Source organism: Flectobacillus sp. (genome assembly GCF_049240685.1).
In the GTDB taxonomy this organism is placed as follows: Bacteria; Bacteroidota; Bacteroidia; order Cytophagales; family Spirosomataceae; genus Flectobacillus.
In genome coordinates this window covers 1-11,144 of sequence record NZ_JBMLSD010000177.1, presented here as the reverse complement: position 1 = coordinate 11,144, position 11,144 = coordinate 1, and the positions used below count along the sequence as shown (strand labels likewise).

Here is an 11,144-nt window from a genome sequence, read left to right as displayed (position 1 = left end):
CAACAAGATTATAAATTATTCGTAGATAATTCTGCATGTACCATCGTTTTTCATAGCTGAATAAAAAAGTGAATATTTATATGCATTTAGAAATTTTATAGCGAATTGTTTTTATTTCATAGTTATTTAGTATATTGCATCGTAAATAATAGCAATTAGTGATAAAGTAAAAGGATTTACGAGCTTTATCACAATTTATTAGAGGAATATAAAATCTTTTTATATAAGATACTAAAAATAAACAAAGTAAGGATTATAATTCAGAAAGCTCGATGCTCGTAGTGTCGGGCTTTTTTGTTTTTATTTGTTAGGTTTTACTCAAAAAATAAGCAGCCCCAAGAATGATATATATCATTAAATAAAACCTATAAAAGTTTCTTTTTTGGATGTACTCTGGATTGTGTGGGTACAGGTTTCCTAATAATCCTTTAAGTTCTTTTATAAAATAAGGTTTAATATTGATACTCCAGTGAGTATCTTGATAAACAATCTTTCTAAATTGACTTCTGTATATACCCATAGGTAAACTCCAAGCCATCCAAATCCAAAATAAAAAGGTATTTATCATTTTTTAAGGTAATTTCTCAACGCTATTGTAACAAATACGATGATTGAGATGTTTTGGATTTATTATCAATAAAAAAAAAGGTAGAAATTCTACCTTTCTTCTTTTTATCTAATTCCTTTTTGGAATAATCTAGTTTAAGCTAAAATTTAGCTGATACAGTTTCTTCTTTTTCTTTTTATCCTCTGTAGAGCTTATACTTAACGAAACCATATCTTGGTCTGTCGAAGCACTATAACTTAGTTCGGTTGATGGCTGCTCGAGCCAATTTCTAGTTAAAATCTGAAATTGCTTAACTAATTGTTGAAACTGTGCTTTTACTTCTTCTTCATTTTCAGATTCAATGAGTACAGATTTGTAGCTGGCAGATTGTCCTTCATTTTCCAGTATAATTATGCCTGCTTTTCCTGAAATCAATTCTGCTTTTGCATTGTATTTATCTTGTCCCGTGGCTTTATCCAGAGCTTTGTCTTTACGAGCTACTTTAATTTTTTCGCCAGTTATTTCTTTAAATTTGTTTTTCTTGGCATTTAATAGGGCTTTAAAGTTCTTCGACAAAGAGGCATCAACTTTCGAATCTAATGCATTGGGCGCGTAAATAGTTTTGCGAATCGAATATTTACCTGTTTGACCAGCATCCATTGAGGTTGCTAGGAGTGTATAGGTACCAGTGCTAGGCGCTGTGAAGTGAAATTTGTTGAAACTATTCCCACCAAATGGATTTGCATCATAACTAAACTCTGTATTAACACTTTTGTTGGGGCTTTTCAAACCAAGCATTACTCTAAAATCGTTTGACTGGTGCTCTAGAATCATCTCTTCCCCTGCTTTCAGCGAGATTTTGTATGAATCATAATATTGCTTTTGTCCATTTTTGTTAGAGAACAAGTCTTTAGGCAATAGGCTTGCTACGATATAATCTTCCGCCTGTGTTTGATTGGCTTTAAGTGGATTTAGGTTTAACAAATTAGTAGAGTCAATAGCTACAGTGGCTTTGGAATTACCTTTTTTAGGCGTTTTCTTTTTCTGGGCAAATGTGGTTACAGATAGTAGCAATAGACTACTAATAAAAAGTACTTTTTTCATTCTTAAAGTTTTAAAGTTTTTCCAATTTGCAAATACTGACTTTCTGAACAAAGAAACAAGCAAAAAGTCGCTGATTTAATCTTGGGAATCGATTTACTATATCGATTATGAATTTATATGCACAACGGAAAAGCAAATAGTCTATTATTAAGAATTGTGTGTGTGGTATAAAATTCGAAGGTATTCCTGATTTTGAGAGGTTAGGTATTCTCACCACCTAAGATTCTAATGATGATAAAGCAAATGGATTCTCCCGTACAACATACTTGTGTTTTTTGATGCACTGCCCGAATCCTATTGCTTATCAGTCAATAAAAAGAAGTTACTAAATTACAGTATATCGCTTATTATGGCATAAATAAGTAACAACGTTTTCCTGCTTATCTGAAAATGACCTTAAGCGTTAGACGATAGACAAAAGTTCTTAAATACTTTTGAGGGAAAGATACCTCTACTAATATCTTATCTTGCACGCAATCACAAATCACTCAATTTGGTTTATTTTTCATGGATGAGTTTCAGAAATACTCCGTTGGTCCAGCCAAATCCGTCTTGATTAGGATATTCACCGCCGCCTCCTAGCAAACTTGTATTGACCACATTATATTTCTCGGTCATTTTTCCAGTTTGTTCGTAGACTTTTCTATTGTTTAGCAGCCAGGCCTCACGAACTTTACTAGCCAAAGTATCATGTTTGTACTGACGAAGCCCCTTGTAAGCAATCCATTGGAGAGGAGCCCAACCGTTTGGCGAATCCCATTGCTGTCCTGTCTGAAGTGTGGTAGTTACTAGTCCGCCATTTTTCAAAAACTTAGTTTCTAAACTCATTGCTACCGCTTTTGCTTGCTCCTGTGAAGCGATTTCAAAAAATAGGGGATAGGTACTTGCCAAAGATTCTACTTGTGTTTGTGTCTGTTGAATGAAATTGTAATCAAAAAAGAGTTGTTTTTCTTGGTTCCAGCATAGTTGTAAAATTGCACTTTTACGTTTTTGAGCTCGGTTGGCATATTTTTCCTGTTGTTCCATATCTCCTAGCTTCTGATATGTTTGTTCCAAAACCATTTCGATATGATAAAGCAAGCAGTTTAGGTCAATCGGAATAATTTGAGTAGTTACAATTTGCTCCAAATGCTTTCCATCTGCCAACCATCGGCTACTAAAGTCCCATCCCGATTCGGCGGCGGCTCTTAAATCTCTAAAAATTTCTGAAGATTTTCGAAGTGCCAAATGGGCAATTTCGATATCCTCTTTATAGGCCTCGGGTCGGGGAGTGTCCAAATCATCATAAAAACGATTCAAAAAGGCACCTTTTGGCCCTTTTACAACACGACGGTTTGCTTGCCATTCATTTTCCAAAGAATCATAGCCAGTCATCCAAAAATTATATTCTTTTTCGATGCTGGATAAATATTTCAGGTACAAATTGTTACTTGAATCTTCTTGTAGCAAAGCTACCATTAAGGTGAAAAAAGGGGGTTGTGAACGGCTAATATAATAGGCTCTATTACCATTGGGTATATGCCCTATGGTACCAATCAAGAAGGCAAAGTTGTCTACCATGTGCTCTATTAGGTCAAACCTACCACTTACAGACAAGCCTAACATGGTAAAGTAGGAATCCCAATAATAAATCTCTTGAAAGCGTCCACCGGGCACAATATAAGGATACGGCAAGGGTATCAAAGCTCCCCCCACTTGGTCGGGTTGTCGAGTAAGTACTTGCCAAAGCCCATCTATGTGTTGTTCGATAGGCTTTGAAGTATCACTGGTGTACAGTGTTGCCGGCTGTGTATTTAGTATAAAGTTGGACTCAATAAATTCCTTTAAATCAAATTGTACTAATTGTTTTTGGTCTCGATAAGTATTGAGAATTTGGTCTTTTTCAAACCGAGGCACACAATCGTTAAAAGTTTTGGAATCAGGAAAAATCCCGCTCAATTGTACGTCTTCGAATAATTCTTCGAACGCACTAAGCTCCAGATACTTGGCGTGCGTATTCATTTTTTAAGGTATTGTTTATAAAAAAATGGTTAATGGCTACCGCCACCTTTGCCAAAGTCGATGGGGTTGCTTTGGTAGCTAGTTTGTATTCTTTTGAAAAAAAACAAAAGCGTTATAAGAATTCCCATAGGAATTAATGAGAAGTAAAAGGCTGTCTGACCTCCAAATGCTTCGAAGATATGACCAGTAATAAATGAACCAGTGGTACCGCCGAGCGCAGAGAAAATAACAATAAGGCCAGACATTAGCGCATGTTGTTTTTGTGGTAAGGTACTTAAAATAATAGAATTTATAGCGGGATAGATAGGCGCAATCAGTAAACCAATCAGTGGAAATATAAAGGCAACAAGCGGGGCATTGCCCCAGCCTGTAATAGCTACATTTCCTAAATTTTGAGCAAGAGGCAATACCAAAATAACTAGACATCCTGCGGCAGTTATACAAATCGTTAGAACGATTAACCACGGAAACTTTCTTAACAAAATCCCTGCAAAAAAACGACCTAAGGCAGCTGAAGCAGTTAGGATACTGGCCATTTGCACGCTGAGCGTTGCAGGTAAATGAAGTACTTTATTGTTGAAGGTTGGCAACCAACTCATAATACTTTGCTCGATAAGCACATAAATAAAGGCACTTGCCACAAATACTAGCACCACCGGCACAATTGCCAAATGGAACATTTCACCAAAAGAACTAGTTTGGCTCGAAGTGTTGCGGCTCGTGGTTTCGGATACAGGAGTGGTGTATAATAACAAAAAAGCAATAATGGCTAAGCCTGCTAACCAATAATATACTTGTGTCCACGAACTTGAACTAGGATTTGTGTCATCGATAAAAAGACTAAAGATGAAGTTGCCTAGTAAAATGCCAATCATAAAAAATGATTCGATAAAGTTCATAAAACTAATATGCTCACCTTCGTCTTTGGTGACCAAACCGATGGTGGCATAAACAGAAACTTTTATTAAGGCAAATGAAATACCAACAGTGGCAAATAGTAACTTGGTCATCCAAAAGGAATTTATCAAAGGCATAGCAATACTTGCTGTTGCGACTAATGCCAAAGCCAATAGCATGGCTTTTTTATAACCCAATTCACCAATAAATGACGCCATACCAAACGACATAATCGCAATACTCAAATCCTTGAATGCCTCCAAAACTCCTGCGTAAGATTCGGAAACATGATAGGTAGCTTGTACCTGCAAGATTACCGTACCAACGCTGTTCAGAAGCATGGCAAATAAAAAGTAATTAATAAACAAGGATAGTTTGAGTCGCCAGTGAGCCATTGGGTCTTGTTTTATTGAGAAATAAAAGCGGACTGTTGGTCCGCTTTCTTAGATAAATTATATAAATGGTTAATGACGTACAAATTTAATCTGATTTTTGAGCGGATAACTACTCTTTTATTACTCAGTATTAGTACTGTATTAATATTTTTGTATAAAATTTTAAGATAAGTCGAATAATTGGGTATTATTTTTAGACTATCTAGTCAAAGTAATAAAGATACAATAAATATTTGTTGTCTGATAATGAGTGTTTTGTGTAGAAAATGTAATTTCGGTTTTAAGTTTTAAGATAAATCCATGAAAACAGGCTACGAAAGGATTCTGGCTGATGAGGGCAGTTCGTTTAGATTATTATATCAAAAAGTAAAAGCTGAGGATTTTGCTTGGGATTATCATTATCATCCCGAGATAGAAATTGTATGTGTATATGGAGGGAATGGGCGTCGGCATGTAGGTAATCATTTAAGTTATTATCAAGACGGCGATTTGGTATTGATAGGCTCGAGTGTGCCTCACGGCGGATTTGGCTTTGGAGCAGTAGGAGAGCACGAAGAGGTGGTTATTCAATTTATGCCAGACTTTTTGGGAGAAGATTTTTTAAAAAAACCAGAATTAAAAAATATCAAAAAGTTGTTTGAAAGAGGTTTGCAAGGAATAAAATTTACTGGTTTGACCAAACAACTCATAGCCCAAGAGTTACGCAAATTGACCGAAATTCTGCCTTTTCAGAGAATGATACATTTGCTTAATATTTTAGAAATTCTTGCTAAGTCGAATGAATATGAACTATTGAATAAAAGAGATACTCGGTATGATTTTGGGATGAGAGACCAGTTGCGTCTACGTAAAATTTATCAGTTCGTTGAAGAAAACTTTACTAATGAAATTGATATCCAGAAGGTTGCAGAGTTATCAAATTTGACTGTTCCTGCCTTTTGTAACTATTTTAAAAAGAACCTCAATCAAACCTTCACCGATTTTGTGAATGAATACAGAGTCAATCATGCTTGCAAATTGCTTCATCAAGGACGAACCGTAGCCGACGCTTGCTTTGAAAGCGGATTTAATAATGTATCTTATTTTGGGCGTGTATTCAAAAAATTGAAGCAAATACAACCCTCACAATTTGCTCAGATGAAGTAATATTATATTATTGTGTGAGTGCCAGTGCTTTTCGAAAATCGAATGTAGAAGGCAAAATTTTATAGGATTTTAGTACTTGAATGAGTTTTTCTTCTATCAAATGATTATCTGCCAAATTTGTAAAATACACCATCAGCAATTTTTGCTGTGGCAGCCAAAGTACCCCATTACTAAAACCCGAAGTACTTCCTGAATGATATAGTTCCCATGATTTCTCTTCTTGTGTAAAAAACCAACCAAGTCCGTATTTGAGAAAAGAATTTGACTTAGTACTTACCTGTATTTTTGATAACTCCTCAAAAAGATTGAATAAGGTATTGTTGACAAGTGACTCCTGCCAGATTCGATAATCCTTTAAATTTGTATAAATACAACCGTCTCCCTTGGTAGCACTTGTCACACTTTGATCAGCCGGAATAACTTGGTTGACGTTGCTTAGGGCATATCCTAAAGCCCGAAGCGGCATTTTTGAATTAGGATTATAGTAATAGGTGTTTTTTAATTTTAAGGGTTTGAAAATATTGTCCGTTACATATTGTTCAAACTTCATTCCTGTTACTATCTCCACGATTTGAGCCAACAAACAAAAACCCGAATTGCTATATTTGAATTCAGTGCCTGGTTCAAAATAAAGTTTATTTTCTGTAGCCAACAAACTTACAACATCTGCATCTTGGATTTGTGTTTGTCTGTTACTTGGGAGAAGACTCTCATAATCTAAAAGGCCAGAACTATGAGTTAGTAAGTGTTTGATTTTGATTCGATTAGATACTACCAAATCAAATTGAGGGAAGAATCTACTAAGTTTATCATCGTAGCTTATCAAACCTTGTTTTTCTAACAAGATGATTGCTGCTGCCGTAAACTGCTTGGATATGGAGGCAAGTCTAAAATTGGTAAATGGCGTATTTGCTAACTTTTGCGGTATATCTGCATAACCAATCCCTTTTTCGTACAATAACTTGTTGTTGTTAATAACCAAAAATGCACCTCCCACTTCTTTGCCTGCAAAATGGCTGGCAATAGTAGAATCTAAACTCTTTTTCAAAGACTGCCCCAACAAACTTTGAGTAAATAATAATAGAAGTAGAAGGTATCGCATAGGCTATCGTTGCTGTTTTATATTTCGAATTAAAGTTTCACAATATTGAATATCGGGTTCTGGGATTTTTACTTCTCCACGCATAATCTGGTAAAAATATTCATCAGAGGTAATGCCTAGATGAAGTTTATACATTTCTCTAAATCGATTTCTCTTTCTTCTCGAACCTTGCCCTGCAATATTTTTCCAAAGTCGAGTGATGTGAAGAGGCATGTAGTTGGTTTCCATAACAAAATTACAGTTTCTTAGATATTTATTGATATAAAGTTATCAAACGGGTTAAAAGTTAAGCGGTTAGGTAAAATAAATATCGGAATTGTACAAAAAGTAGCTGATAGAAAAAGGTATTTTAAATGACCAAAGTCATTCTGAAGACCAAACTATTCTGCCAACTTGCCGCCATAAATTTCAATGCTATCCCAACCTCAAAATTACGTACTTATGTCGATTACATCTGCTGAACACGCTCTCAAAGTTATTAAATCTGGCGATAAAGTTTATGTGCATAGTGTGGCAGGAGCGCCCCAACACTTGCTTCAAGAAATGGTAAAATGTGCCAATCATCTGCAAAATGTTGAAATTTATCATTTACATACCGAAGGCGATGCACCTTATACGAGACCCGAATTTGAGGGTATATTTCATACGAATGCCTTTTTTATTGGTAAAAATGTAAGAAAAGCGATTGCAGAAGGTCGTGGGAGTTACATTCCTGTTTTTCTCTCTGAAATTCCTCGTTTATTTCGTCAAAAAATCATCAATCTTGATGTGGCGCTTATCACGGTTTCAACACCCGATAAAAATGGGTTTTGTTCATTGGGAACGTCATTAGACGCTACTTTAGCAGCCTTAGAATCTGCCAAAATTGTCATTGCTCAGGTCAATCGCTTTATGCCTCGAACTTTAGGCGATAGCCAAATTCATGTGAGTAAAATTGATTATTTGGTACCTTTTGACCAACCGCTGCATCAAGTAACGTGGGGAACACCGTCTGATATTGAACAAAGAATTGGTAATAACGTAGCCTCTTTAGTAGAAGACGGTGCGACGCTACAAATGGGTATCGGAAGTATTCCTAATGCCGTTTTGGCCGCATTAGAAAATCATAAAGATTTAGGAATTCATACCGAAATGTTTTCTGATGGAATCATACCTTTAGTTGAAAAGGGAGTAATTACAGGACGTTTTAAGAAAAAACATCAAGGTAAAATAGTATCGACTTTCCTTTGTGGAACTCAAAAGCTGTATGATTTTGTAGATGACAATCCTTTAATCAGTATGTTGCCTGTGGATTATGTAAATGATACGGCAATTATTCGACAAAATCCAAAGGTTACTGCTATTAATAGCGCCATCGAAATAGATATTACTGGACAAATCTGCGCTGATAGTATCGGTTACAGAATGTACTCAGGTGTAGGAGGGCAAATGGATTTTATGCGTGGGGCTGGTTTGTCTGAAGGCGGAAAGCCAATCATTGCTTTGGCAGCAGGTACAAAAGATGGCGAGTCCAAAATTGTGTCACATTTGAAAGAGGGTGCTGGTGTAGTCACTACACGTGCGCATGTACATTATGTAGTTACCGAATTTGGGATTGCTTATTTGTATGGAAAGAATTTGGTAGAAAGAGCTAAAGAATTAATAAAAATCGCACACCCCGACCATCAAGAAAAATTAGAGCAAGAAGCTTTTGAACGTTTTAAACATCAATATTCGCAAGGAGTCTATATGTATGTTTAGTTAAATCTTGTTTGTCAGCTTTCGGAAAATATAGGACTATCCGAAAGCTGACAGACCATACCTAATAGCTAGTTGGTATAGATTTTTTGTTGAAAAACCTTTTTCTCGGCATATACCAAGTAGGCCGTAATAATGGTAGATAATACGAAATATACCCCTACAAAATAGCCAACTCCGCCCCAATATTGGTTCATTCCAAACCAATCCCTCAAATAGGCTATGAGACCTAAACCAATCATATTTTTTAATAATTCATACCAAAATGCATGTGGATTTAGATCCATCATTTCGGTATAAGCATACACGCTCAGAAAAATAAAACCGCCGTACACAAACATCAAAGGCGAGCCTATCTGTGCCAAATGACCAAAGAAATAGACAATCAAAGCAAAGGTGAAAAAGAATTGGATAAAAGACCAAGTGCTTAGTTTATTTGAAGTTTCAGGAGCATATTTTTGAAAATGATAAACATCCTCGATTTTGGCCAACGGAAATTTGTCTTTTACATCTTCTGGGCGCCAACCTGTTGGCATAAACCATATTCTTACTTTATCTACAAAATTTTTGGTATGCCAAGCATCTTGAATTAAAATCCAAATATGATGAAAATTGATTTTGATAGGATTCCAAGTCTGTACCGGAACAGTTACACCATAAACACATGGAACATCAGGTAATTCTTCTTGAAAAGTCCCAAACATTTTGTCCCAAATAATAAAAATCTGCGAATGGTTTTTATCAATATACTCAGGATTAATAGAGTGGTGTACTCGGTGGTGCGAGGGCGTAACCAAGATATTTTCGAGCCATCCCATACGCTTGATATAAGTGGTATGATACCAAAATTGAGCAAACAAATGCAAAGGAGCAACCGTAGCAATAACAATACTCGGCACTCCTAAGAGCGCGGCAGGCAGTAAAAATATCGTAAAGAAATTGATAAAAGTAGAGATACTTTGACGCAAAGCACAAGCCAAATTAAATTCCTCGCTGCTATGATGAATTAGGTGTTGATTCCAAAGAAAATTGATTTGGTGACTCAATCTATGCCCCCAGTACCCCGTAAAGTCTAAAGCAATAAAAGCCGTTATATAAATCGCCCAAGTAGATTCAAGATGGTAGATAGCCCAATGTGATACCATCCATTCGTAAGTGATGATAGAAATACTAAGGCCTAATACATCTTTGATGATATTGGTATAACCCGAACTCAAACTCGATAACATGTCCATTGCCTTGAAGCTATCCTTGTATTTGAGCCAGCCGTAGGTTTTTTCTAGTAATACCAAAAATAAAAAAATAGGCATCGCATAATTTAGAATTTGACCATACCTTTCCATACTATATACTATTAAAGAAGTGAATTAATGAACAGCGTTTATTGATTAAACGCTAATTTATCGAATAGTTAAATTTTTTCATAATATTTTACTATTTATTGGTTCTTTGAGAAAAATAAGATTTAAAGGAACAAAAAAGGCAGTCTCGAAAGACTGCCTTTATATAGTATTAATGCTGAATTATGAGTTGTGAAATATAAGATTCCAATTTTCAACACTATGTTTTCACCATCACTTAAATTTTATTTTGCACGATTACTTGAGTGTTTGAGCTTTCTGCAAAAATAGGTTTGCGGCTCTTTAGAACTTTTTGCCTACTGCTTGTAGCCTACAGCATCATTCTTACATGATTTTGATTACTTCGTACCAGATTTCACCACGGTTTAATACCGCTCTGTATTGGATACCATCTACTACATAATAAGTTTCGCCGTTAATCATCAATTTTTCGTATCCGCCCGGAATACTTTCGACCAATGCACCAAGCGGAGGAGCTACCGTAGCATATTCATTTCCATAAGGACGATAATAGGTTCCGTTGTAATAGTAATAATCTACATTTCGGATAACCACTCTTCGGCAGTCACGCGGTAACATGTTGACACGAATCCCTACTGGAGCTTGGCATACCACATATTCGGAGTTGTAAGGTTTGTAAAAAACGCCTTGATGATAAGCAAAGCGAATGCCCCCAAAGTTGATACTTAAATGTCCTGTAGGTAATGCATTGTAATGGGCATTGCGACTAGGAATATTTGCATATTGCCAGTTTGGACGAGTACGGTCTACTACCACAACTCGGTCTGGTCCACGGCGGTCATCGCGACGATATTCATCGCGACGATTGTCGTTTCGGCGAGAATAATCATCAC

At 36.0% G+C, this 11,144-nt stretch carries 9 protein-coding genes; 2 read left to right on the top strand and 7 right to left on the bottom strand.

The genetic code is table 11. The features are described from left to right. Nucleotides 1-697: 697 nt before the first annotated feature. The 3 genes from ACOVQ4_RS08265 to ACOVQ4_RS08255 all read right to left on the bottom strand — a co-directional run bounded on the left by ACOVQ4_RS08265 (nucleotide 698) and on the right by ACOVQ4_RS08255 (nucleotide 4,944). Entirely contained in the window at nucleotides 698-1,651 is a 954-nt protein-coding gene (locus tag ACOVQ4_RS08265; RefSeq protein ID WP_421820179.1) for a hypothetical protein, read from the bottom strand. A 498-nt stretch (nucleotides 1,652-2,149) separates the two neighbouring features. After that, nucleotides 2,150-3,652 (bottom strand): alpha,alpha-trehalase TreF, encoded by a 1,503-nt coding sequence (gene treF / locus ACOVQ4_RS08260; RefSeq protein ID WP_421820178.1) that lies wholly within the window; start codon nucleotides 3,650-3,652, stop codon nucleotides 2,150-2,152. A 29-nt stretch (nucleotides 3,653-3,681) separates the two neighbouring features. Next, entirely contained in the window at nucleotides 3,682-4,944 is a 1,263-nt protein-coding gene (locus tag ACOVQ4_RS08255) for an MFS transporter (protein WP_421820177.1), read from the bottom strand. A 300-nt stretch (nucleotides 4,945-5,244) separates the two neighbouring features. Between ACOVQ4_RS08255 and ACOVQ4_RS08250 the strand changes: the two genes are divergently transcribed. Then, nucleotides 5,245-6,090 carry an AraC family transcriptional regulator gene (locus ACOVQ4_RS08250; RefSeq protein WP_421820176.1) on the top strand — a complete coding sequence of 282 codons (846 nt, stop codon included), beginning with the start codon at nucleotides 5,245-5,247 and terminating at the stop codon, nucleotides 6,088-6,090. A 7-nt stretch (nucleotides 6,091-6,097) separates the two neighbouring features. Here the strand turns inward: ACOVQ4_RS08250 and ACOVQ4_RS08245 are convergent, their stop codons facing one another. After that, nucleotides 6,098-7,192 (bottom strand): serine hydrolase domain-containing protein, encoded by a 1,095-nt coding sequence (locus tag ACOVQ4_RS08245; RefSeq protein ID WP_421820175.1) that lies wholly within the window; start codon nucleotides 7,190-7,192, stop codon nucleotides 6,098-6,100. 3 nt (nucleotides 7,193-7,195) lie between these two features. Continuing rightward, nucleotides 7,196-7,420, bottom strand: a complete 225-nt coding sequence (locus ACOVQ4_RS08240) for a hypothetical protein (RefSeq protein ID WP_095162737.1) — start codon at nucleotides 7,418-7,420, stop codon at nucleotides 7,196-7,198. A 213-nt stretch (nucleotides 7,421-7,633) separates the two neighbouring features. Between ACOVQ4_RS08240 and ACOVQ4_RS08235 the strand changes: the two genes are divergently transcribed. Beyond that, nucleotides 7,634-8,932 (top strand): acetyl-CoA hydrolase/transferase family protein, encoded by a 1,299-nt coding sequence (locus ACOVQ4_RS08235; protein ID WP_421820174.1) that lies wholly within the window; start codon nucleotides 7,634-7,636, stop codon nucleotides 8,930-8,932. Between the two features lie 68 nt (nucleotides 8,933-9,000). Here ACOVQ4_RS08235 and ACOVQ4_RS08230 read toward each other — a convergent pair whose 3' ends face one another. Both ACOVQ4_RS08230 and ACOVQ4_RS08225 read right to left on the bottom strand, forming a co-directional pair. After that, the gene (locus tag ACOVQ4_RS08230; protein WP_421820173.1) at nucleotides 9,001-10,272 is read right to left on the bottom strand and encodes a sterol desaturase family protein; all 1,272 of its coding nucleotides are present in this window, start codon (nucleotides 10,270-10,272) and stop codon (nucleotides 9,001-9,003) included. A 342-nt stretch (nucleotides 10,273-10,614) separates the two neighbouring features. Further along, nucleotides 10,615-11,144, bottom strand: a 530-nt coding sequence (locus tag ACOVQ4_RS08225) for a DUF6515 family protein (RefSeq protein ID WP_421820172.1), incomplete at its 5' end; no start/stop codon positions are given.